General features: G+C 71.8%; 16 protein-coding genes. 5 read left to right on the top strand and 11 right to left on the bottom strand.

Annotated elements, in window-relative coordinates; genetic code table 11:
* Window positions 1-42: 42 nt before the first annotated feature.
* Window positions 43-1,566 (top strand): ABC1 kinase family protein, encoded by a 1,524-nt coding sequence (locus tag OG524_RS24335; protein ID WP_405388736.1) that lies wholly within the window; start codon window positions 43-45, stop codon window positions 1,564-1,566.
* A 21-nt stretch (window positions 1,567-1,587) separates the two neighbouring features.
* Here OG524_RS24335 and OG524_RS24330 read toward each other — a convergent pair whose 3' ends face one another.
* From OG524_RS24330 to OG524_RS24310, 5 genes are all read right to left on the bottom strand, one after another.
* Window positions 1,588-1,791, bottom strand: coding sequence for a hypothetical protein (locus OG524_RS24330; protein WP_405388737.1), 204 nt, complete (start codon window positions 1,789-1,791; stop codon window positions 1,588-1,590).
* A 154-nt stretch (window positions 1,792-1,945) separates the two neighbouring features.
* Window positions 1,946-2,305: a hypothetical protein gene (locus OG524_RS24325; RefSeq protein ID WP_405388738.1), complete on the bottom strand. Its 360-nt coding sequence runs from the start codon at window positions 2,303-2,305 to the stop codon at window positions 1,946-1,948.
* A complete protein-coding gene (locus tag OG524_RS24320; protein WP_056794033.1) occupies window positions 2,302-2,670 on the bottom strand; it encodes a WhiB family transcriptional regulator in 369 nt (122 codons plus the stop codon). Before OG524_RS24320 ends, OG524_RS24325 begins: the two co-directional genes overlap by 4 nt.
* 172 nt (window positions 2,671-2,842) lie before the next feature.
* Window positions 2,843-3,166 (bottom strand): hypothetical protein, encoded by a 324-nt coding sequence (locus OG524_RS24315; RefSeq protein ID WP_405388739.1) that lies wholly within the window; start codon window positions 3,164-3,166, stop codon window positions 2,843-2,845.
* A 168-nt stretch (window positions 3,167-3,334) separates the two neighbouring features.
* Complete coding sequence (locus tag OG524_RS24310) at window positions 3,335-5,563, bottom strand: ATP-dependent DNA helicase UvrD2 (RefSeq protein WP_405388740.1); 2,229 nt, start codon at window positions 5,561-5,563, stop codon at window positions 3,335-3,337.
* Window positions 5,564-5,793: 230 nt separating this feature from the next.
* Here OG524_RS24310 and OG524_RS24305 point away from each other — a divergent pair, with 230 nt between their 5' ends.
* Window positions 5,794-6,036 (top strand): mycoredoxin, encoded by a 243-nt coding sequence (locus tag OG524_RS24305; RefSeq protein ID WP_014154194.1) that lies wholly within the window; start codon window positions 5,794-5,796, stop codon window positions 6,034-6,036.
* Between the two features lie 224 nt (window positions 6,037-6,260).
* Here OG524_RS24305 and OG524_RS24300 read toward each other — a convergent pair whose 3' ends face one another.
* The 6 genes from OG524_RS24300 to OG524_RS24275 all read right to left on the bottom strand — a co-directional run bounded on the left by OG524_RS24300 (window position 6,261) and on the right by OG524_RS24275 (window position 17,359).
* The gene (locus OG524_RS24300) at window positions 6,261-7,088 is read right to left on the bottom strand and encodes a hypothetical protein (RefSeq protein WP_405388741.1); all 828 of its coding nucleotides are present in this window, start codon (window positions 7,086-7,088) and stop codon (window positions 6,261-6,263) included.
* Between the two features lie 68 nt (window positions 7,089-7,156).
* A complete protein-coding gene (gene nudC / locus OG524_RS24295) occupies window positions 7,157-8,104 on the bottom strand; it encodes an NAD(+) diphosphatase (protein ID WP_405388742.1) in 948 nt (315 codons plus the stop codon).
* 46 nt (window positions 8,105-8,150) lie between these two features.
* Window positions 8,151-9,545, bottom strand: coding sequence for a dipeptidase (locus OG524_RS24290; RefSeq protein WP_405388743.1), 1,395 nt, complete (start codon window positions 9,543-9,545; stop codon window positions 8,151-8,153).
* 10 nt (window positions 9,546-9,555) lie between these two features.
* A complete protein-coding gene (locus tag OG524_RS24285; RefSeq protein WP_405811670.1) occupies window positions 9,556-13,023 on the bottom strand; it encodes a UvrD-helicase domain-containing protein in 3,468 nt (1,155 codons plus the stop codon).
* A gap of 207 nt (window positions 13,024-13,230) precedes the next feature.
* Entirely contained in the window at window positions 13,231-16,668 is a 3,438-nt protein-coding gene (locus tag OG524_RS24280; protein WP_405811669.1) for an ATP-dependent helicase, read from the bottom strand.
* A 277-nt stretch (window positions 16,669-16,945) separates the two neighbouring features.
* Window positions 16,946-17,359 carry an MGMT family protein gene (locus OG524_RS24275; RefSeq protein WP_405388746.1) on the bottom strand — a complete coding sequence of 138 codons (414 nt, stop codon included), beginning with the start codon at window positions 17,357-17,359 and terminating at the stop codon, window positions 16,946-16,948.
* A gap of 220 nt (window positions 17,360-17,579) precedes the next feature.
* Here OG524_RS24275 and OG524_RS24270 point away from each other — a divergent pair, with 220 nt between their 5' ends.
* From OG524_RS24270 to OG524_RS24260, 3 genes are all read left to right on the top strand, one after another.
* The gene (locus tag OG524_RS24270) at window positions 17,580-20,300 is read left to right on the top strand and encodes a YbhN family protein (protein ID WP_405388747.1); all 2,721 of its coding nucleotides are present in this window, start codon (window positions 17,580-17,582) and stop codon (window positions 20,298-20,300) included.
* A 78-nt stretch (window positions 20,301-20,378) separates the two neighbouring features.
* A complete protein-coding gene (locus OG524_RS24265; protein WP_405388748.1) occupies window positions 20,379-21,977 on the top strand; it encodes an alpha/beta hydrolase in 1,599 nt (532 codons plus the stop codon).
* A 137-nt stretch (window positions 21,978-22,114) separates the two neighbouring features.
* On the top strand, window positions 22,115-23,617 hold the full coding sequence (locus OG524_RS24260) for an alpha/beta hydrolase (RefSeq protein WP_405811668.1): 1,503 nt from the start codon (window positions 22,115-22,117) through the stop codon (window positions 23,615-23,617).
* Window positions 23,618-23,621: the final 4 nt, after the last annotated feature.

Raw genomic sequence — 23,621 nt, 5'->3', positions numbered from 1 at the left:
GAACACTCACGCGGCACGGCAGTCCGGTAACTGGAGGGGCACATGTCTGATCTTCCCCGGAAGGCGGTCACCCGCACCGCGAAGCTGGCCGCGCTGCCGCTGGGTTTCGCCGGCCGTGCCACGTGGGGTCTGGGCAAGCGGATCGGCGGCAAATCCGCCGAGATCGTGGCCCGCGAAGTCCAACAGCGCACCGCTGAACAGCTCTTCAAGGTGCTCGGCGAGCTGAAGGGAGGTGCGATGAAGCTCGGACAGGCGCTGTCCGTCTTCGAGTCCGCGCTTCCCGAGGATGTCGCAGGTCCCTACCGGGCGGCGCTGACCAAACTGCAGGAGGCGGCTCCGCCGATGCCGGCCCGCACCGTCCATGAGGTGCTTGCGGAGCGGATCGGTGAAGACTGGCGGGACCTCTTCCTGGAGTTCGAGGACCGGCCCTCCGCCGCCGCGTCGATCGGACAGGTCCACCGGGCGGTGTGGCACGACGGACGCTCGGTCGCCGTGAAGGTGCAGTACCCCGGTGCGGGGGAGGCGCTCCTCTCGGATCTGACCCAGCTCAGCCGTTTCGCTCGGCTGCTCGGCCCGTTGGTCCCCGGGATGGACATCAAGCCTCTCATCACCGAGATGCGGGACCGGGTGTCGGAGGAGTTGGACTACGCGCTGGAGGCGCAGGCGCAGCAGGAGCACGCGGCGGAGTTCGAGGACGATCCCGATGTGGTGATTCCCGGAGTGGTGCACCAGGTTGAGCAGGTGCTCGTGACGGAGTGGATCGACGGAATACCCCTGTCCGAGGTGATCGCTGACGGGACGTCGGACCAGCGGGACCGGGCAGGTCAGTTGCTGGCGCGCTTCCTGTTCTCGGGACCGGCACGTACGGGGCTCCTTCACGGCGACCCCCATCCGGGGAACTTCCGGCTGCTGCCCCCGGCGGACACCGACGCCGAGGGCGTGGGCCGCCGGGACGAGGATCTGGGCGGGTGGCGGCTGGGAGTGCTGGACTTCGGCACGGTGGACCGGCTGCCGGATGGGCTGCCCCGGCCCATCGGGGACGCCCTGCGGATGACGCTGGACGGTGAGGCCGAGGCCGTGTACGAGATGCTGCGTGGGGAGGGATTCGTCAAGGACTCGGTCGAACTCGCCCCGGACGCAGTGCTCGAGTACTTGCTTCCGATCATCGAGCCGGCGCAGGTGGACGAGTTCACCTTCACCCGTTCCTGGCTGCGCGGTCAGGCTGCCAGGATCGCCGATCCGCGATCCCCCGCCCATCAGTTGGGCAAGCGGTTGAACCTTCCTCCGTCGTATCTGCTGATCCATCGGGTGACGCTCAGCACGATCGGGGTGTTGTGCCAGTTGGGTGCCACGGTGCGGCTTCGGGACGAGCTGGAGGCCTGGCTCCCGGGGTTCGCCCCGGAGTGCGAGCCGGAGGACGCCGTGCCGGCAGACCTGTGGGCAGATCTGCCGAAAACCCTTCCGGCAGAGGCGCGGCCGGAAGGTGACGTGCTGGAGAAGGTCCCGGACGACGGGCAGGAGAGCCCCGCGGGCGAGGCCGAGGTGGCCCGGCCCGGAGAGCTCTGACCGGCCGTCCCTGACCGGCCGTCACCACCAGGCGGAGTCGAGCCGGCTTTCGATCGCCCGGATATGGGTGCGGGAGCAGGCCTCGCAGAAGTACTGCCGTCGGCCGTTCTCCATGGAACAGATCCAGGTCGGAGGTGCGATGGCGCTGTCGGCGGTGGCGCCGCAACGGGCGCACACCACGTGTTCGGCAGCCGGTTTCGCCGGGTGATGAGTTTCCTCGTCCACCTCGCGACGATATCCCCGTCGGCGGAACGGGGCACTGCACGACGCACTGCGGGGCCGGCCTGTTCGGACCGGCCCCGCGGATGGGGTAGGTGCCTGCGTGAGGGGCAGAGCGGTTGCCCCGGCAGCTGTGGTGCGCGTACTGCGGGCGGGACGGTTAGTGCATGACCGCCATGGCGAGCGCACGGCGGGCGCGCATCGAGGCACGCTCCGCCCTGCGCTGCATCCGCCGGGCGGCCACCAGGCGCTGGGCCTGGCGGTCCACCTCGGCTTCCCTCAGGCGGTCGTGCATATGCGCACGTGCCAGGGCTTCTGGGATGAGTTGCATCTCGCGGGTCCTGTTCTGGCGCGAGTCGTTCGCGCCGATGATGGTGACGTCCGGGGTCGCGGAGCCGACGGGCTCCCTCGTGGGCGTGGTCATTGGTGCCTGATTTCGGGGGTCATGGGTCTGGGGACGGTCGATGGTTCCGAAGCGCTTCGTTCGTGTGGGGGACATGACCCCCAGGCCGGCGGTCACGCCGCGACCGGGTTCTTGCGCGGACGACCACGCGGACGCTTCCGGGCCACGACGACGCCTTGGACGAAGAGCTCGCCACCCCAGACGCCCCACGGCTCGCGCCGCTCCTTGGCGCCGGCGAGGCAGGCCTCGACGAGCGGGCAGGTACGGCAGAGGGACTTGGCGTACTCGACATCGGCGGGCGACTCGGCGAAGAAGACCTCCGGGTCGTACGAACGGCAGGGGACGGGCACACCGAGGTTCTCGATGGCGTCGTCGAGCGCGGTGAGCGCGGTGAGGGGGATCAAGGTGGAGTCCTCCGTGAGACCGGGCGGGGAGATCGTGTCGGAAAGCGGTACGGACGGGGCGTGCGTCTCGAGTTGCACGGTGGTGTTGTCCTCGTCTGGTCGTGCCGGCCTGTTGGCCGGTTGGCGGCTGGTACCAGGTCCTGCTTGTCCCGAGGCTCCTTCGTCTCGTCTCATCCGTTCGGACAAAACAAAAGGGCCGCGGATCCCGAGTGGGGTTCCGCGGCCCTGAAGGCGCCGGCCTGATTCTGGATCAGGCTGGATCGCTCCAGGGTTCAGGCCCACGGAAGGCCCACATCGTGTGGTGCTGCGTTGCGTGCTTCTTGGCTCCGGCACCGGCTGCCGTGAAGGCATAGGCCTGAGCCTGTGCCTTCGCTACTGCTGCTGCCGGTGCCTCGGTCGGTCGCTCATTGCGTTCCCGCACGGGCTGGCTCGCCAGGGACAGCGGGCTGACGGCGCGGACGCCGGACACACCGGTGCCACGAAGCGAAAGATCCGAAGAGCAGGCGAGACCGCGCGAGTAGGCGGAGACGACCGAGAGATCGGTCATTTTGATGGTCTGAATGATGCTGATCACTGGAATCGCCTCCTCTCGGCGTCTCGGGGGGACCGGCCGGGACCGGTCCTGCGGTATTCGGATAAGTACAGCACGGAGTCAGGGCTTCAGAGAAGTCGCTGTTCCCGTGGTTAAGAACCTATGGTGATGACTGCTGCGGGCGCAAACTATTTTTTCGACGAGTTTTTCTCACACGTCGCCGCCGCCCTCCGCGGAGTCCTCACCCAGCATCCGACCTGCGCAGATGGCCAGCACATCGGCCCCGAACCGGGTCAGCTTCCGGTTGCCGACACCGGCGATGACGACGAGCTCGCCCTCGGTGTCCGGCACCGTCTCGGCGATCGCCATCAGGGTCTTGTCGGTGAACACGCAGTAGGCAGGCTGGCTGATCTCCTTCGCCCGTTCCGCCCGCCACTCGCGCAGCCGCCCATAGAGCCCCTCATCCATGTCCGAGGGACAGTCCTCGCAGCGCATCAGCTTCATCTCACCGGCCTCGGTGAGGGTCTTGCGACAGACCCTGCACAGCACCGGGCCGCGGCGCCGGCCGGCCGCCGCCGGTCCCGCGTTGCCTCCGCGCGAGCCCGTCCCCGTGCCGGAACCGCGGTCGATTCCGCCGCCTCCCCCCGTGCCGCCCCGGGCGCCGAGCACCGTCGAGCCGGGCCGCAGCCCGTTCAGGAAGCGGGTCGGGCGACGGCCTCCGCGACCGCCTGGCGAGCGGGACAGGGACCAGGACAAAGACAGGTGGAAGCGGGCCCGGGTCACACCGACGTACAGGAGCCGGCGCTCCTCCTCGACCTGTTCGTCGGTCTTGGCGTAGGCGATCGGCATCATGCCTTCGGTGAGCCCGACCAGGAACGCGGCGTCCCACTCCAGGCCCTTCGCGGAGTGCAGCGAGGCCAACGTGACGCCCTGGACGGTGGGGGCGTGCTGGGCGGCGGCCCGTTCGTCGAGCTCGGCCACGAGGTCGGAGAGTGTCGCACCCGGCTTGGCCTGTTCGAAGTCCTCGGCCAGACGTACGAGGGCCGCCAGCGATTCCCAGCGGTCCCGCACCGCACCGGAGCCGGCGGGCAGCTTGGACGTCCAGCCCTTCGTGGAGAGCACCGCCCGCACCTCGGAGGGCAGGTCGTCGGCGCCGTCGAGCAGTGAGTCGTTGCCCCCGGCGCGGGCCGCGCCGCGCAGGGCGACACCCGCCTCCCTCACCTCGGCGCGGTCGAAGAAGCGCTCCGCGCCGCGCAGCTGGTAGGGCACGCCCGCGTCCGCGAGTGCCTGCTCGTAGACCTCGGACTGGGAGTTGACCCGGTACAGCACGGCGATCTCCCCGGCCGGGACACCGGCGGCGATCAGGTCACGGATCCGCCGGGCGGTGCCTTCGGCCTCCGCGGGCTCGTCCGCGTATTCCGTGTAGACGGGCTCGGGGCCCTTGGCTCGCTGCGAGACCAGCTCGAGCCGGTGCTCGGCCGCCCTGCCGCGGGCCTGGCTCAGTAGTCCGTTGGCCAGATGGACGACCTGGGGTGTGGAGCGGTAGTCCCGCACCAGCTTGACCACGGTCGCCTGGGGGTGACGCGTACGGAAATTCAGCAGGTGGTCGGGGGTGGCCCCGGTGAAGGAGTAGATCGTCTGGCTGGCGTCGCCGACGACGCAGAGATTGTCCCGGTCACCGAGCCAGAGGTCGAGAAGCCGCTGCTGGAGCGGGCTGACGTCCTGGTACTCGTCGACGACGAAGTGCTGGTACTGGCGGCGTACGTGATCGGCGATGTCGTGGCGGTCCTGGAGTATGCCGACGGTGAGGAGCAGCACGTCCTCGAAGTCGATCACGGACCGGTCGCGCTTGAGCTGCTCGTACATCGCGTAGATCTGGGAGAGCTCGGCCGGGTCGCGCGGGACGTCCCGCTGGGTCTTGGCCACCGCGGCGGGGTAGTCGGCGGGGACGGTCTGGGTGACCTTGGCCCACTCGATCTCGCTCGTGGCGTCCCGCAGCTCGTTGCGGTCGAGTCGGATCCCGCAGCGGGCCGCCGCCTCGGAGACCAGCTGGACCTTGCGCTCCACCAGCCTCGGCAACTCACCACCGACGGCTTTCGGCCAGAAGTACTGGAGCTGACGCAGGGCGGCGGAGTGGAAGGTCCGCGCCTGCACACCGGTCGCGCCGAGCTGCCGGAGCCGCCCCCGCATCTCGCCTGCCGCCCGGTTGGTGAAGGTGACGGCGAGCACGGTCGTCGGCTGGAGGATGCCTGCCCGCACCCCGTAGGCGATGCGGTGCGTGATGGCGCGCGTCTTCCCCGTACCGGCTCCGGCCAGCACACACACAGGTCCGCTCAGGGCCAGCGCGACCTCGCGCTGCTCCGGGTCGAGCCCGTCGAGCACGGCGTCCGCGGACTCGGGGACCTGTGGGAAGAGGGTGGAATGCGTTGCTGCTGTCACCCCGCCATGCTGCCAGGTCGCAGGGGGCTGATGCGGAGGTTGTCCACAGGGGGTGCCGTTCGTCATACCGGCCGGACGGCTACGGGGAATGGTGGTCACGTCCCGGACGTTCCTTCCATGCGGGAGCGTTCCCCCATGCGGGAGCGGGCGCTCCCTCGGCGCGGGAGCGTACGGGTACGTGCGGGTTCCCGCATCCAGCGAGACGGACGAGACAAGGGAGCACCAGCGACATGCCGGGCACTGTGACGATGTACAGCACCACGTGGTGCGGCTACTGCCGTCGGCTCAAGGGCCAGATGGACCGCGAAGGCATCGCGTACACCGAGGTCAACATCGAGCACGACCCGGATTCGGCAGCGTTTGTCGAGAAGGCGAATGGCGGAAACCAGACGGTTCCGACCGTACTCTTCCCCGACGGTTCGACGCTGACGAACCCCTCGCTGGCCCAGGTCAAGCAGAAGATCGGCGCCTGACGCGGACACGAACGGTGATGGTGACGGCCCCGGGCGGAAGCCCGGGGCCGTCACCATGTCCGCCCGGTAGGACGTTCGGCAGGACGTTCGGCAGGACGTTCGGCAGGACGTTCCGTGGAGATGCTCGGCAGGCCGTTCCGTAAAGCCGTTCGGCAGAAGGCCCTGGGCAGTCACGCGGCCCCGAGCAGGAAGACACACGGCCCCGGGCGTCCGGGCGGCGGCCGTCAGCGGTTGCGGGGCTTCCTCCGCCACCAGCTCGTGCGTCGTTCCGCCTCCCGGTCCGGGCCCGCCTCCGTCACCGACTGCGAGGACGGTTCCCGCTCCGGTCCGCCCACCGGCGCGAATTCCCGTACCCCGGTCCTGATGCGGTCGAAGGTCGCTATCCGGTTCTGCTTCTCACCGGGCAGGACGAGTCCGACGCAGATCAGCTTGCACCGTCCGCCGCCGAGGTCCTCCCCCACGAAGACCGGAGCACCGGCGCACCCCTCGGGCAGGGTGGTGCTCCAGTGCACGTGGCCGTCGTCCCCGCGTGCCACCTGGCCGACGATGACGGCCAGCAGTCTCTCCCCGTCCGTCTCCCCCACGTCGTGGCCCAGGACGTAGGCGGGCCGGGGCTCGGTACCGATCCGGGCGATGTCGTCGTCGTGCGCGGCCAGACCGTCGGTGATCTCGTCGGTCGCCCAGCTCCAGCCCTTGCGCGTGCCGTGGGCGTGCAGCCCGGCCGTGGGCATCACGGCGACGCCCGAGTCGCCGAGGACGGTCCACCCGTCGGCGAAGTCCGTCATGAGGAGCGTCTCCGCGCTCATCGCGGGTTCGCACAGTTCGGGTCGCAGCGTCAGCTCGCCCAGGTCGTAGCGCGTCACCTCCGCCGCCGTCACGAGGTACTGGCTGATGACCTCCGAGTCGGGGGTGGCGTCGACGAGGTCGTTGAACCAGAAGGCCGTTCCGTGCTGCTCGTCCCTGTTCGCCTGTTTGAAGGCCAGGGTCGAGCGGCCTGCGTTGGCCATGACGGCGTTGATGATCGCGTCGTGGCCGACGCTCGATTCAGACATGGTCGCGGACTCTACCCAGGCGTCCCGGCACACAGCCGCCCAGGGTGCCCGGGAACCACGCCCCACCGTCAGCCGGCGCCGCCCGGCTTGGGGAGCGGCCTGCCGTACCAGAGCTCGATGAGGCGTGCCGCGATCGAGACGCCGAACGGGGGCAGGACCTCGCCCGATTCGAACGATGCCGCCAGGTCCTCGCGGGAGAACCAGCGGGCCTCCTCGATCTCCTCGCCGTCCACGTTGATCTCCGAGGACGTGGCCCGCGCCATGAAGCCGAGCATCAGGCTGGACGGGAACGGCCAGGGCTGGCTGGCGATGTACTCGACCTCGCCGACGGTGACGCCCGCCTCCTCGAACACCTCGCGGGCCACGGACTGCTCGATCGACTCCCCGGGCTCGACGAAGCCGGCGAGCGTGGAGAAGCGGCCCTCCGGCCAGTGCACCTGGCGTCCCAGCAGGGCCCTGTCCTGGTCGTCCGTGACCAGCATGATCACGGCGGGGTCGGTCCGCGGGTAGTGCTCGGCCCCGCAGGCCTGGCAGCGCCGGATGTGGCCGGCCGCGGCGATGACGGTGCGTTCGCCGCAGCGTGAGCAGAAGCGGTGCAGCCGCTGCCAGTTCTCCAGGGCCACGGCGTGCACCATCAGTCCGGCGTCGCGAGGGCCGAGGAGCAGTCCGGCCTCGCGCAGGCCGGCGGGGCGCGCGGACTGGTCCATGCGGCCCGGGAGGGAGTCCTTCTGGAGCGCGAAGTAGCGCACCCCGTCCTCGTCGGTGCCGAGGAAGTAGCGGTGGGTCTCGGTGAGCGGCGCCTCGAAGGACGGCGTCATGACGAGTTCGGTACCGCCGTCAGGGGTGTCGTCGATGAGCGCCTGGCCGCCGGAGACGACGAAGACTCTGGTGGTCGGGTGACTCCAGGCCGCGGCGAGCCAGGCCTCGTCGAGCCGGTGGTGCGCGGCGCGGTCGATGCCGCTGGGCGCGGTGAGACCGATCGGACGGTCTGCGGTGGCGTTGTCGAAGGTGCTCACAGGTGCTTCCCACTCCCCCGGGGGATGGATCGGGTGTTCACAGGATTCAGCGAAGTGCCGCGGCCAGCTCGCCCCACAGATGGGCGGTGGTCTCCACGCCCTTCAGGAGGAGGTCGAGCTCGACCTTCTCGTTCGGGCCGTGCCAGCCGTCGGACGGTACGGAGATGCCCAGGAAGAGGACGGGTGCGCCGAGCACGTCCTGAAGGTCGGCGGCGGGGCCCGAACCCCCTTCACGGGTGAAGAGGATCTTCTTCCCGAAGGCCTTTCCCATGGCGCGGGCGACCGCCTGGAGGGCGGGGTGGTCCAGCGGGGTCAGGCAGGGGCGGGTGGCCGGCGCGAAGGTGATCCGGTGGCGGATTCCAGCCGGGACCTGCTTCTCGGCCCAGGTGCGGACCGCGTCCTGGATCCGGTCGGGGTCCTGGCCTGCGACCAGCCGGAAGCTCAGCTTCACCAGGGCGGACGCGGGGATGACCGTCTTGCTGCCCGCGCCCTGGTAGCCGCCGCCGATGCCGTTGACCTCGGCCGTGGGGCGGGCCCAGACGCGCTCCAGCGTGGAGTAGCCGGCCTCGCCCGCGGTGGCCCGCGAGCCGGCGGTGCGCAGCCAGGCGGCCTCGTCGAAGGGCAGTTCGGCGAAGAGGGCCCGCTCGGTGTCGGTGAGTTCGGCCACACCGTCGTAGAAGCCGGGGACCGTGACCCTGCCCTCCGTGTCGTGGAGTGCGGCGACGAGGCGGGCGAGCACCGTCGCGGGGTTGGGGACGGCGCCGCCGAACGACCCGGAGTGGATGTCCTGGCCGGGGCCGTGCAGCTCGATCTCGCATTCGGCGAGGCCACGCATGCCGGTGCAGACGGTCGGGGTGTTCTCGTCCCACATCCCGGTGTCGGAGACGATCACCACGTCGGCTGCGAGGCGGCCGGCTCGCTGTTCGGCCAGCTCGCGGAAGTGCGGGGAGCCGGACTCCTCCTCGCCCTCGACGAGGAGCTTGAGGTGCACGGCCGGGGTGCTGCGACCGGTCGCGGCGAGGTGGGCCCGGACGCCCAGGGTGTGGAAGAACACCTGGCCCTTGTCGTCGGCGGCGCCGCGTCCGTACATCCGGCCGTCGCGGATCACCGGTTCGAAGGGGTCGGTGTCCCAGCCGTCCTCGCGGGCCGCCGGCTGCACGTCGTGGTGGCCGTAGACGAGGACGACCGGTGCGTCCGGGTCGTCGGACGGCCACTCGGCGAAGACCGCCGGGGCGCCCGGTGTCCCCCAGATCTCGGTGACCGGGAAACCGGTCTCGGCGAGCTTGGCGGACAGCCACTCGGCACTCTTCCGTACGTCCCCGTCGTGCTCCGGCTGAGCGGATACGGACGGGATGCGCAGCCACTCGGCGAGGTCGTCGAGGAAGGCCGCGCGGTGCTGCTCGGTGTACGTACGGACGGCGCTGTCCGGGGTGTCGCTCATGCTCCTGAGCCTATCGGCCCTGCGGAGCCGGCTCGTCCAGCAGGAGCTTTTCGAGCTCCGGCCGGCCGGGCAGAGCGGTGGGCCGGGCGGTCTCCCCGGTGCGTACGTAGAGGAAGGTGGCGGTGACCGCCTCCAGCGGCAGCTCGTTCAGTTCCGCCCAGGCCAGACGGTAGACGGCGAGCTGGAGTGGGTCGGCGGTGCGGTGCCGGCTGGTCTTCCAGTCGACGATCTCGTACGTGTCGCCCGTGCGGTACACCGCGTCGATCCGGCCCCTGATCACCCGGCCCGCGAGGGTGATCTGGAAGGGCGTCTCGACGCGGTACGGAGTGCGCCGGGCGTACGCGGTGCGCTCGAAGGCTTCCTTGAGTTCGGCGAGGTCGCGTTCGTCGGCGATCTCCGCGTCGTTCTCCTCGCCCCCGGGGAGTTCGTCGGGGCCGAGCATGGGCAGCGGCAGTTCCTCGAACCGGGACTCCACCCAGGCGTGGAACCGGGTCCCCCGCCGGGCCGCGGGCTGCGGGGGCCGGGGCATGGGGCGGGCCAGCTCCCGGGCGAATCCTTCCGGGTCATCGGCGAGGTGCAGCAGCTGGGTGGCGGAGAGCGTGGCCGGTACGAGGACGTCACGCACGGTCGCGCGGGCGCGGCGCAGCTCTCCGGCGAGGGCGTCGAGGTCACGGTCCCAGGAGGCCAGGGTGCGGGACTCCTCCGGGGTGAGGCCGGCGTCCACGGGGGCGCGGGCGGCGGGGACGTGCGGGGCGGGGGCGTCCGGAGCGGACGAGGGGGTGGGCGGACCGTCGGGGAACGGGTCCGCGTAGAACGCCTCGGCCTCCTCGTACGGAGGCTCCTCCTCGTACGGGGGCTCCTCCTCCCAGTACGGCGGCTCCGCCTCGTCGGACTCGTCGAACGACCCGTACGGAGTCCCCGCGGACGCGGGCACCACGTCGTGCACGTCGTCCGGCACCGGCGTCGCCGCCAGGGCCTCCAGGTGGGCCAGCACCGTGTCCCTCGCGGCGCGGCGGCGGGCCATGGCGGTGTCGTCCAGCGGGAGCGGCCAGGCCTGGTCGGCGTCGTTCTCCTGGAGCGCCGGGTTCTCCTCGTCCTCCTCGGGCCCGTCGGCCCAGACCTCGATCTCCCCGTGTCCGGCCACGCAGTGCTCGTACAGCGCGTCCAGGAAGGCGGACGGGCCGCGGGGCTTCTTCTGGGACGAGCCCCACCAGTGGCCGGAACCGAGGAGCAGGCTGCGCGGGCGGGTGAAGGTCACATAGCCGAGGCGGAGCTCCTCGGTGTGCTGGTGGGCCTTCATCTCGTCCTTGAAGGCCTTGAGGCCCTTGGCGTCCCAGGAGTGGACGACCGGGAGGGTGGCCGTGTCGCCGCGCAGGGCGTGCGGCAGCACATGGGACTGCGAGGTCCAGGCGTCCCGGGACCGGCTGCTGGGGAACTGGCCGGTGACCAGGCCGGGCACGGCGACGACGTCCCATTCCAGGCCCTTGGACTTGTGCGCGGTGAGGACCTTGACGGTGTCCTCGCCGCCGGGAAGCGCGTTGTCCAGGCCCTTCTCGTACTGCGCGGCGGTGCGTAGGAAGCCGAGGAAGGCGAGCAGGGACGCTTCCCCGTCGACCGCGGCGAAGCCCGCCGCGACGTCCAGGAAGTTGGCGAGGGTCTCGCGGCGGCGGGCCGCCAGGGCGTGCGGTGACGCGGAGAGTTCCACTTCGAGGCCGGTGGTGGCCAGGACGCGGTGCAGCACGTCCATGAGCGGGTCGGCCAGCGAACGGCGCAGGTCCCGGAGTTCGGTGGCGAGGCGGGCGAAGCGGACACGCGCCTCCGCGGAGAACGGCAGCCGGTCGTCCTCGGTACCGCCGGACTCCAGGAAGGTGTCGAGGGCGTCGGCCAGCGAGATCACCTCGGCGGGGTCGATCCCCTCTACGGCTTCGGCGAGACGCCGGTCCGGGTCGAAGTCGTCGTCGCCGTGGGAGGAGCGGTGGACGAGGAGACGGGCCCGCCGTCCCAGGAGCGCGAGGTCCCGGGGGCCGATCCGCCAGCGCGGGCCGGTCAGCAGCCGGACCAGGGAGGCGTTGGCGCCGGGGTCCTGGAGCACTTCGCAGACCGCGACGAGGTCGGCGACCTCCGGGAGGTGCAGCAGGCCGGACAGGCCGACGACCTCGACCGGGACGTCCCTGGCGACGAGGGCGGCCTGGATCCGGGGGAAGTCCCCGGCGGTCCGGCACAGGACGGCGATCTCCCCGGGCGGGGTGCCGGTCCGCACGAGGTGGGCGAGGGAGTCGCCGAGCCAGTCGATCTCCTCGGCGTGCGTGCGCAGCAGGGCGCACCGGACCGTGCCGTCCCGCTCGGCGCCGGGTGCAGGGCGCAGGGCCTCGACCCCCTCGTGCATGGCGCGCAGGGGGTCGGCGAGGCCGTTGGCGAGGTGGAGGAGGCGCCCGCCACTGCGGCGGTTCTCGCTGAGGGAGTACCGGGTGGCGGGGGTGCCGTCGGCATGCGGGAAGTGGTGCGGGAAGTCGTCGAGGTTGGCGACCGAGGCGCCGCGCCAGCCGTAGATCGCCTGGCACGGGTCGCCGACGGCGGTGACGGCGTGACCGGCCGTGCCTTCGCCCGACCCGCCGAACAGCCCGGCGAGGAGGAGGCGCTGGGCGACGGACGTGTCCTGGTACTCGTCGAGCAGGACGACCCGGAATTCGTCGCGCAGGATCGCGCCGACCTCGGGCCGGGTGAGGGCCAGCTCGGCCGAGAGCGCGATCTGGTCGCCGAAGTCGAGGAGGTCGCGGCTGCGTTTGGCCGCCCGGTAGCGCCGGGTCAGTTCGAGGAGTTCACGGCGGGCCTGGGCCGTCTCGGGGATCTTGCGCAGCTCGGCGTTGGTGAGCCTGGCCGTTTCGAGCGTGTGGAGGAGCTCGGTGTCGTACTCCGCGAGCTCTTCGGGGCGTACGAGGTGTTCGGCGAGCTCGGCGTCCAGGGCCAGCAGGTCGCTGACGAGCGTGGGGAAGGACCTGGTCAGCGCGGGGTAGGGGCCGGGGGCCTCGCGCAGCACCCGGGCGGCGAGCTGGTAGCGGGTGGCGTCGGCGAGGAGGCGGGTGGTGGGTTCGAGTCCGATCCGCAGACCGTGCTCGGTGAGCAGCCGTCCGGCGAAGGCGTGGTACGTGGAGATGCTGGGCTCGCCCGGGGGGTTGTCCGGGTCGATGACGTCGGGGTCGGTGACCCCTGCGGCGACGAGGGCCCTGCGGACCCGCTCGGAGAGCTCACCCGCCGCCTTGTTCGTGAACGTCAGGCCGAGGACCTGCTCGGGGGCGACCTGCCCGGTGCCGACCAGCCAGACCACCCGGGCGGCCATCACCGTGGTCTTCCCGGAACCGGCTCCGGCCACGATCACCTGCGGGGCGGGCGGCGCGGTGATGCAGGCCGTCTGCTCCGGGGTGAAAGGGATCCCCAGGAGCTCCTTGAGCTGCTCGGGGTCGGTGATACGCGGGGACACTCCAGAGAGGCTAACCGGAAGCACCGACAAAGCCGCCCTGACCGGACGTCACCCGGAGCCCCGCCCGGCAGCCCGTGCGGGACCACGGGGCCTCGCCCACCGGCCAGGACGTCACCCGGAACCCCGCCCACCGGCCAGGACGTACCCCGGGTCCCGCCCGCCGGCCCGTGGGGAAGCCGGAGCCTCGCCCGCCACCCGTGCGGGACGTCACTCGATGACCTGCCCGCCTTCCGGCTGTGCGCTGCACGAGGCACGGAAGGTGCAGTGGCCGCAGTGCTGGCCGGTCGTGGGCGTGAACCGTTCGTCCAGGACCTTGCCGGCCGCCGTCGCCAGCAGGCCGGAGACCCACTCCCCGGACAGGGGTTCCTGGGCCTGCACCTTGGGAAGGGCGTCGCCGCCCTCCTTCTTCGGGGCCGGCTGGCGCAGCTGTACGAGTTCGGCACCGCCGGACTCGGGGCGGCGGCCGTCGAAGACCTCGTCCACGGCCCCTTCCCTGACCGCCAGCTGGTACACGGCGAGCTGAGGGTGCGCGGCCACCTCGTCCTTGGTCGGCGCCCCCTTCCCGGTCTTGAAGTCGACGACGTACGCCCGGCCCTCGGTGTCCTGCTCGACCCGGTCCATGGAGCCCCGGATGCGTACGGCGTACTCACCCGCTTCGAGGGTGACGTCGAAGTCGTGCTCACTGGCGGCGGGGGTCCGGCCGGACCGGTCCATGACGTGCCAGCGCAGGAAGCGTTCCAGGGCGGCGCGCGCCTGGTCCTTCTCCTGCCGGGACTTCCAGGGGGCGTCGAAGACCAGGCCGTTCCATACGGAGTCCAGGCGTTCCATCAGGACGTCGAGATCGGCTGCTGTACGTCCGGAGGCCACCTCGTCGGCGAGTACGTGCACGACGTTGCCGAAGCCCTGCGCGGCCGTCGCCGGGGCGTCGGCCTTCACCTCACGGCCCAGGAACCACTGGAGGGCGCAGGTGTTGGCGAGCTGGTCGAGCGCGCTCCCGGAGAGTGCGACGGGGTGGTCGCGGTCGCGCAGCGGGATCTCGGAGCGGGTCGGCTCGTCGAGTCCCCACCAGCGGTACGGGTGGGCCGCGGGCACGAGCGGCTGGTCCTCGTCGTCGGTGAGTGCGGCGAGCCGCGCGAGCCGGTGGGCGGCGGCGTCGCGCAGGGCGGCCGAGGCCTCGGGGTCGACGGTCGTCGCCCTGAGCTCGGCGACGAGCGCGGCCACGGCCAGGGGGCGTCGTGGCCGGCCGGTGATGTCGCGGGGCTCGGGCCCGAGTTCGGTGAGGAAGCGGGAGGGCTGGTCGCCGTCGTCGGCGGGGGCCTTGACCGCGGTGACGACGAGACGTTCCCGGGCGCGGGTCGCCGCGACGTAGAAGAGGCGCCGCTCCTCGGCCAGGAGCGCTCCCGGCGTGAGCGGTTCGGCCAGTCCGTCGCGCCCGATCCGGTCCGCCTCCAGGAGCGAGCCGCGGCGGCGCAGGTCGGGCCAGAGACCTTCCTGCAGGCCCGCGACGACGACCAGCCGCCACTCCAGTCCCTTCGAACGGTGCGCGGTCATCAGGCGTACGGCGTCGGGGCGCACATGGCGACGGGAAAGGGTGTCGGCCGCGATGTCCTGGGCGTCGACCTCTTCCAGGAAGTTGAGTGCGCCGCGTCCCCCGGTGCGTTCCTCGGCACGGGCCGCGGTCTCGAAGAGTGCGCAGACGGCGTCGAGGTCCCGGTCGGCGTTCCGGCCGCCGGCACCGCCGCGCAGCGCGGCCCGTTCCAGCCTGCCCGGCCAGGGGGTGCCGTTCCACAGGGTCCACAGGGCTTCCTCTGCGGTGCCGCCGCCCTCCAGGAGTTCACGGGCCTTGCGCAGGAGTGCGCCGAGGCGCTGGGCGCCGCGGGCGTACGCCGGATCGTGCGTGACGAGCCGCTCGGGCTCGGCGAGCGCCCGCGCCAGCAGTTGTCCGGAGGGCGGCGGTACGCGATGGCCGGCGGCCCGTTCCTCGTCGCGCAGCGCCCGGCCGAGACGGCGCAGGTCGGCGGCGTCCATGGAGCCGAGGGGGGAGGTGAGGAGTGTGAGAGCGGTCTCCGTGTCGAACAGGCTCATGGCCGCGTCCGGATCTGTGACCGCGTCGGAGTCCGTGCCCGTGGCCTCCCTGAAATCCGTGCCGGAGTGCGCGCCCAGGTCGCCGTCGGACACCGCGCCACCGTCAACGGCGGACCCGGCGGACCCGCCGGCACCGTTCAGGGCCGCCGTGGCGACCGTGCGCAGCGCGGTCAGCAGCGGGGCGACCGCCGGCTCGTGGCGCAGCGGGAGATCGTCACCGTCCACCTCCAACGGCACGCCCGCGGAGGTGAGCGCCCGGCGCACGGCGGGGATCGACCGCCCGCCGGCGCGCACGAGGACGGCCATGTCCCGCCACTGCACTCCGTCCTCCAGGTGCGCGCGCCGCAGCAGGTCGGCGATGTTCTCCAGCTCGGTGGAGGCCGTCGGGTAGGTGTACGCCTCGACGCGTCCGCCGTCCCGCACGGCGGTCAGCTCACGGTGGGCGCGGACCTTGTCCGAGGGCAGGCGCGTGAGCGGCATCCGGCGGGTGAGCAGCCGGGTGGCGGCGAGCAGCCGGGCCCCGGAGCGCCGCGAGGTGGTGAGGACACCGACTGGGGCGGGCGCGCCGTCGGCCCTGCGGAAAGTGTCGGGGAAGTCGAGGATGCCGTTCACGTCGGCGCCCCGGAACGCGTAGATCGACTGGTCGGGGTCGCCGAAGACGATCAGTGTCCGGCCTCCCCCGGTGCCCGGGGCCCTCCCCCGGTTGCCGGCCAGCGCGTGCAGGAGCCGCACCTGGGCCGGGTCCGTGTCCTGGTACTCGTCGACGAACACGGCGTCGTAGCTCCGGGCCAGCAGTGAGGCCACCTCGGGCCGTTCGGCGAGCAGGACCGCCCGGTGGACCAGTTCCGCGTAGTCCAGCACTCCCTGGGCGTCGAGGATGTCCAGGTACTCGGCGAGGAACTGCGCGGCGGCGCTCCAGTCCGGCCTGCCGGTGCGGCGGGCGAACGCGGCGAGGGCGTCCGGGCCGAGGCCCAGTTCGCGGCTGCGGGCCAGCACGGCACGTACCTCGTCGGCGAAGCCCCGGGTGGTCAGGCAGGCCCGCAGCTCGTCGGGCCAGCGGACGTGGGCGAGGCCCGCCTGTTCCAGGCCGAGCTGTCCGGCGAGCAGTTCCCGGACCGTGACGTCCTGTTCCGGTCCGGAGAGCAGGCGCAACGGGTCGGCGAACAGGTCGGCGTCCTGGTGGGCGCGGACGAGGGCGTAGCAGTACGAGTGGAAGGTGGTGGCCTGCGGGCCACGGGTGCCGCCCATCCGGGAGGCCATCCGGTCGCGCAGCTCGACCGCCGCCTTGCGGCTGAAGGTGAGCACCAGGATGCGGGCGGGATCGGTCCCCGCGGCCACCCGCGCCGCGACCGCCTCGACGAGCGTCGTGGTCTTGCCCGTGCCTGGTCCGGCGAGGACCAGCAGCGGGCCGTCCCGGTGGTCAACCACCGCGCGTTGCGGTGCGTCCAGGAGAGGGGGGTCCACCGAGCCCGGCGGCGTACGCACCAGCCGGTACGCACCCGGGGCCCGCCGCCGTGTCTGACGGTGCGGGCTGTTCCGGGTGGTGGAGGAGGAGCTCACGTGGATCGCCGGTCCTGATGGGTGTACGGGGTCTGCTGCCGGGTCTGCTCGGTCGCCGGATACGCCGGGACAACGGGTGCGCGGGGAAACGGACGGAACAAGTGGAACGAACGGAACGGGGGCGGGGAGCGCGGTGCGCGTGGACGACGCTACGCCAGCGGCGGGGCGGAACGCAGTGGATGCGCCGCGTCGCTCGTCACGTGCGCGTGCCGTCGGCCCCCGGCGTTCCCCGTACCGGCCCGGCGCCCGTCCCGGTGGCGTCCGATGGCCGAAGCTGTCAGGTGTGAGCTTCCTCGCCCCCGTCCGGACCGTGTCCGCCGTCCCACCTGGCGCGTTTCATGTCGAGGCGCGGGAGGTGCCCGTCCGCGTCCCGCAGGGCGTCGCGCAACGGCGTGCCCTCCTCGCGGTAGTGGTCCAGCGCGCGCAGTTCGTGTCCCGGCAGGAGCCCCCCGTCGGCCCGCACCACGCGCCACCACGGCACCGCGGAGCCGTACAGCGCCATGACCCGGCCGACCTGTCTCGGTCCGCCGTCCCCGAGCCACTCCGCGACATCGCCGTACGTCATCACGCGGCCGGGCGGGATCAGGTCGGCGACGTCCAGGACCCGCTCGGCGTACGGGGGCAGCTCGGCGGTCTCCGGGGCCGCGGGTGCGGCGTCCGCGGATCCGCCGCTCTTCCGGTTCTCGCTCATCCGCCCCATCCTGCCGTACGCCACCGACAGCCGTACCGGTTGGGTATCACCCTGATCACGCAGCGTGCGCGCGGGGGTGAAGCAGCGTATGTTGCCATCTCGCGCCTGTGCAATGCACCCTGATGCCCCCCTCTGTCTGCAGGCCGTGCCACCATCATGCGGGCGGTGACCGGTGATACGAGAACACGAAGACCAATCAGAGGCGACGAAGGAGCAGGGCGTGCAGCCACCGAAGGCGGCCGACGCCTCTGATGCCGAGCCGCGCGCGGACGCCCCGGACACCGGGAGCGCTTCCGAGGAGTCGGCGGAGCACATCGCGGGCTCGACCCTGGCATCGGCCGACGCGGCGCTCACGGACCGGGTGTCGGGCGACGAGCCGCTGCTGCCCGCCCGGGTGCACCGCCCCTCCGATCTGCTGCGGCTCCTGATCGGTGTCCTCGCGATCGCCCTGCTCTTCTCCATCGCGGCCTTCGCCCAGGGCACCACCACGGGCCTCGAGGACGACATCTCCAAGGGCACGGACCAGGCGCCCGACCTGCTGATCAAGCTCGCCGGGCTGGTGTCCAGCATCGCCGTACTGCTCGTGCCGGTCGCCTTCGCGATCGAGCGGCTCGTCAAACGTGACGGGCTGCGCATCGCGGACGGCGTGCTCGCCGCAGTACTGGCCCACGGGGTGACACTGGCCACCGATCTCTGGGTCGCCAGGTCGGCCTCCGGGACGATCAGGGACGCGCTCACCCAGCCCCAGCCCGGTGACGCGCTCACCGATCCCGTGCACGGCTATCTCGCGCCCGTCATCGCGTACATGACGGCGGTCGGGATGGCCCGCAGACCGCGGTGGCGGGTCGTGCTGTGGATGGTGCTGCTGCTGGACGCCTTCGCGATGCTGGTCGGCGGGTACACCACACCGTTCTCGATCGTCCTCACCGTGCTGATCGGCTGGACGGTGGCGTACGGCACGCTCTACGCGGTCGGCTCGCCGAACGTCCGGCCGACCGGCCAGCATCTGATGGCCGGTCTGCGTCATGTCGGCTTCCGTCCGGTCGCCGCGATGCGCACCGAGGACACGCCCGACAGCATCGACCAGATCGACCGGGGCCGCAGCTATCTGGTCACCCTGGAGGACGGTCCACCGCTGGACGTGACGGTCGTCGACCGTGAACAGCAGGCCCAGGGCTTCTTCTACCGGGTGTGGCGCAGGCTCACCCTGCGCAGCATCACCCAGCGCCGCTCCATCCAGTCGCTGCGCCAGGCCCTGGAGCAGGAGGCGCTGCTCGCGTACGCGGCGATCGCCGCCGGGGCCAACGCGCCCAAACTCATCGCCACGTCCGAGCTGGGCCCCGATGCCGTGATGCTGGTGTACGAGCACATCGGCGGGCATTCGCTGGACGCCATGGAGGACGAGGAGATCACCGACGAGCTGCTGCGGGGCGCCTGGCGACAGGTGCGGGCGCTGCAGTCGCGGCGGATCGCGCACCGCAGGCTCACCGGGGACGCGATTCTGGTGGATCGTTCCGGCACGGTGTTCGTCACGGACCTGCGCGGCGGGGAGATCGCCGCCGGTGACCTGATCCTGCGCATGGACGTCGCCCAGCTGCTCACCACCACCGGACTGCGGGTGGGTGCCGAACGGGCCGTCGCGGGCGCCCTCGCGGTGCTCGGGCCGGACGCCGTCGCCGACTCGCTGCCCCTGCTCCAGCCGATCGCGCTCAGCCGTTCCTCCCGGGCGACGCTGCGCCGGATCGCCCGGGAGCGCTCGCAGCGCGAGCGGGAGGCCGTGCTGGAGGCGTCACAGGCAGCCAAGCAGGCAAAGGCGGAAGAGCACGAGGTGGCCGGCGACGACCGCAAGACTGCACGCAAGTCGCTGCGCACCGAGAAGCAGGCCGAGAAGCGGGCGATCGACGATGCCCTGGACGAGGCACGCGAGGAGGATCTGCTCGCCCAGATCCGCCGGGAGGTGCTGCTGATCCGGCCGCAGGCGCCGGTCGAACCGGTGCGGCTGGAGCGCATCAAGCCGCGCACCCTGTTCAGTTTCATCGCCGGTTCGATCGCCGCGTACTTCCTGATCTCACAGGTCACCGAGGCGAACTTCAGCACGGTCGTGGAGCAGGCGGAGTGGGGCTGGGTGGCGGCGGCACTGGGCTTCTCGGCCCTGAGCTACGTCGCCGCGGCCATGAGCCTGCTGGGCTTCGTGCCCGAGCGGGTGCCGTTCAGGAAGACCGTGGTGGCACAGGTCGCCGGGTCCTTCGTGAAGATCGTCGCGCCGGCCGCGGTCGGCGGTGTGGCGCTGAACACGCGCTTCCTGCAACGCGCCGGGGTGCGCCCGGGGCTCGCCGTCGCGAGTGTCGGCGCCTCCCAGCTGTTCGGCCTCGGCTGCCACATCCTGCTGCTGGCCCTGTTCGGTTATCTGACCGGTACGGAGAGGACACCGGACTCGCTCACCCCGTCGAGGACGGTCATCGCGGGGCTGCTCACCGCCGCGGTGCTCGTGCTGGTGGTGACCGCGATCCCCTTCCTGCGGAAGTTCGTCGTGACCCGGGTGCGGTCGCTGTTCGCCGGGGTCGTACCGCGCATGCTCGACGTCGTGCAGCGCCCGCAGAAGCTGGTCACCGGCATCGGCGGCATGCTGCTGCTGACCGGCCTGTTCGTGCTCTGCCTGGACGCGTCGATCCGCGCGTTCAGCGGTCCCGATGTGCCGCAGCTCAGTTACGCCAGCATCGCGGTGGTCTTCCTCGCGGGCAACGCCATCGGGTCAGCGGCACCCACCCCGGGCGGTATGGGCGCGGTGGAGGGCGCGCTGACCCTGGGGCTGATCGCGGTCGGCCTGCCGAGTGAAGTCGCGGCGCCGGCGGTGCTGCTGTACCGCGTGATGACGTTGTGGCTGCCGGTGCTCCCGGGCTGGATCTGTTTCAACCAGCTGACCCGCAAGGGCGAGCTCTAGGGCGGACGGCGCGGGCGCGGGCCACTCGCATGGACCGCGCCCCGCGCGGTCCCCGGCGCCCCGCCGCACGATGGGGTCATGAGGACTTCCCCTGCCCTGCGCGCCGCTGCCCTCGCCGCCACCACCGCCGTGCTTCTGCCTCTGGCCGGCTGTTCGGACGGAGACGACGGCGGGGGTACGGACCGGGACACGCCCTCCGCCGCGTCGACGGCGTCCCCCACCGCGACACCGCGGAAGCTCGCGGACCAGAAGCTCGACTGGGAGCCCTGCACCGCTCCGAGCGAGGCCCAGGGCAGCGGCACCACGCCCTCCCCCCTGCCGGGCGGCACGACCTGGGAGTGCTCCTTCATGGACGCGCCGCTGGACTACGCGGATCCGGACGGCAGGACCATCGAGCTGGCGCTCATCCGCGCCGCGGCCAGGAACCAGGACCGGCGGATCGGCTCCCTCGTCTTCAACTTCGGCGGGCCGGGCGCCTCCGGTGTCGCCACGCTGCCGTCCTTCGGTACCGCGTACGACTCGCTCCGCACCCGCTACGACCTGGTGAGTTTCGACCCGCGCGGGGTCGGCCGCAGCGAGGGCGTCGAATGCTCGGACGACGACGCGCTCGACGCACGGTACGAGATGGACGGCACCCCGGACGACGCGAAGGAGGAGCAGGCCTTCGTCGACGACCTGAAGTCCTACATCGCGGACTGCCAGGAGAACTCCGGGGACGAACTGCCCTACGTCGGCACGACGAACGCCGCCCGGGACATGGACCTGCTGCGCCATGTACTCGGCGACGACAAGCTGTACTACTTCGGGATCTCGTACGGCACCGAACTGGGCGGTGTCTACGCCCATCTGTTCCCGCAGAACGTCGGCCGGGCCGTCCTGGACGCCGTCGTCGACCCCACGGAGGACTCCGAGCAGTCCTCGCTCGGCCAGGCCGAGGGCTTCCAGCTCGCCCTGGACAACTTCACCGCCGACTGCGCGGAGCGCGACGACTGCAAGCTCCCCGGAACCACGGCGCAGGAGGTCCAGGAGTGGATCGCCGATCTCCTGGCCGAGCTGGAGAAGAACCCCGTCCCGGGGCTCGGTGAACGGGAACTGACGCAGACCCAGGCCACCACCGGCATCGCGTCCGCCCTGTACTCGAAGGAGACCTGGCCGCTGCTCGAACAGGGTCTGGACGAGGCGGACGGCGACAACGGCGGGCTGCTGCTGGCGCTCGCCGACTCGCTGAACGGCCGCACCGAGGACGGCCACTACGACAATTCGAGTGCCGCCAACGTGGCCATCAACTGCGCCGACTCCGAGCAACGGTTCACGCTGGAGCAGACGCGGGCGGCACTTCCCGCGTTCCGGAAGGCGTCCCCCGTGTTCGGCGACTACCTGGGCTGGGGGCTGATGTCCTGCACCGGCTGGCCCGTCGCCGGCGCCTGGGAGACCCCGGACGTCAGCGCCCCGGGCTCGGCCCCGATCCTCGTCATCGGCAACACGGGGGACCCGGCGACCCCGTACGCGGGCGCGAAGGCGATGGCCGCGGAGCTGGGCAAGGGGGTCGGGATCGAGCTCACCTACAAGGGCGAGGGCCACGGCGCCTACAACGGGGGCAGCGTCTGTGTGCAGAAGGCCGTGGACGGCTATCTGCTGGAGGGGAAGGTACCGGCCTCGGGCACGGTCTGCGAGTGATCATGACCCACCCCGACGTCACCCGTGGACCGTCGCTGTCGGTAGCGGCGATTAGCATGACCGGACATCTGTAACGCCCGGCGCCCGCCCCACCGCCTTCGCGGTACCGGCCTTCGGGCATCGGGGAGGGAACGCACATGCGCGTACACGGACGGGCCCGCCGGGCCGCGGTCCTGACCGGAGCGGCCCTGCTGGTGGCGGGGGTCCTCGCCGGGTGCGACAGCCCCGCCCCGCCGCGGTCCGGCTCGTCCGGGGCCGGGCAGCTGGACTGGAAGCGCTGCGAGGCCCCGGAGGGCGGCCGGGAGCCGGGCTCGGACTGGCGGTGCACCACCGTCGAGGTGCCGCTGGACTACGCGAAGCCGGACGGGGACACCATCGGCATCGCGCTGATCCGCAAACAGGCGACGCGGAAGAGCGAGCGGATCGGTTCGCTCCTCTTCAACTTCGGCGGGCCCGGTGGTTCGGGCGTCGACATCCTGCCGCGTGCCGCCGGTTCGTACGGGGACCTCAACACGCGCTACGACCTGGTGAGTTTCGACCCGCGCGGCGTCGCGGGCAGCAGCGGGGTGCGCTGCCGCAGCGACGAGGAGCAGGAGCAGGCCTCCCGGGGGATCGACATGACGCCGGACACTCCGGCGGAGGAGGCCGCGTTCGTCGAGGACGGCGCGGACTTCGGTGCCGGCTGCGAGCGCCTGTCCGGCACGGTGCTCCCGCACGTGGGCACGACGAACGCCGCCCGGGACATGGACGCGATCCGCGAAGCGCTCGGCGACCGGAAGCTGTCGTACTTCGGCATCTCGTACGGTACGGAGCTCGGCGGGACGTACGCCCATCTCTTCCCGGAGAAGGTGGGACGGGTCGTGCTGGACGCCGTCGTCGACCCGACCGCCGACACGGTGGGCCACGCGCGCAACCAGGCGATGGGCTTCCAGCGGGCGCTGGAGAACTACCTGCAGGACCGCGGCCAGGACCCCAAAACGGGTACGCGGCGGATAACGGAGCTGCTGCGGGAGATCGACCGGAACCCGCTGCCGACCTCCTCCGGCCGACGGCTCAACGAGACCCTCGCCCTCACCGGCATCGTGACGCCCCTCTACTCCAGGAGCAGTTGGCCGCAGCTGACGGAGGCGCTCGACGAGGCCGAGAACAGCGGTACGGGCGACGGGCTGCTCCAGCTGGCCGACTCGTACAACGGCCGTGACGAGAGCGGGCACTACGACACCCAGAACCACTCCCAGCGTGCGATCTCCTGTGCCGACACCAAGGCCAGGCCGACGGCGGCCGAGGCGCGGGCGCTGCTCCCCGAGTTCCGGGAACTGTCGCCGGTCTTCGGCCCGTTCCTTGCGTGGGACACGGCCGGCTGGTGTGCCGACTGGCCGGTCGACGGGGAGCACGACACCCCGGAGGCGAGCGCCCCGGGGGCCGCTCCGATACTCGTCGTCGGCACGACCGGTGACCCGGCGACGCCGTACGAGGGTGCGCGGAAGATGGCCGACGAGCTGGGCGAGGGTGTCGGTGTGATGCTGACCAACAAGGGTGAGGGGCACGGCTCGTACGGCGGGAGCGATTGCGTGACGTCGCTCGTGGACGCCTACTTCCTGGACGGGAAGGTCCCCGCGGACGGGCGGACCTGCTCCTGACGGT

This window comes from Streptomyces sp. NBC_01520 (assembly GCF_045040375.1).
Taxonomy (GTDB): domain Bacteria; phylum Actinomycetota; class Actinomycetes; order Streptomycetales; family Streptomycetaceae; genus Streptomyces.
Note: the sequence above shows the minus strand (reverse complement) of the source record. Positions and strands in the feature narration are given on the sequence as shown.

Coding starts and splice junctions, on each gene's coding strand:
- OG524_RS24335 (WP_405388736.1), top strand. CDS start 43: ATGTCTGATCTTCCCCGGAAGGCGGTCACCCGCACCGCGAAGCTGGCC.
- OG524_RS24305 (WP_014154194.1), top strand. CDS start 5,794: ATGCCGGGCACTGTGACGATGTACAGCACCACGTGGTGCGGCTACTGC.
- OG524_RS24300 (WP_405388741.1), bottom strand. CDS start 7,088: ATGTCTGAATCGAGCGTCGGCCACGACGCGATCATCAACGCCGTCATG.
- OG524_RS24290 (WP_405388743.1), bottom strand. CDS start 9,545: ATGAGCGACACCCCGGACAGCGCCGTCCGTACGTACACCGAGCAGCAC.
- OG524_RS24275 (WP_405388746.1), bottom strand. CDS start 17,359: ATGAGCGAGAACCGGAAGAGCGGCGGATCCGCGGACGCCGCACCCGCG.
- OG524_RS24265 (WP_405388748.1), top strand. CDS start 20,379: ATGAGGACTTCCCCTGCCCTGCGCGCCGCTGCCCTCGCCGCCACCACC.
- OG524_RS24260 (WP_405811668.1), top strand. CDS start 22,115: ATGCGCGTACACGGACGGGCCCGCCGGGCCGCGGTCCTGACCGGAGCG.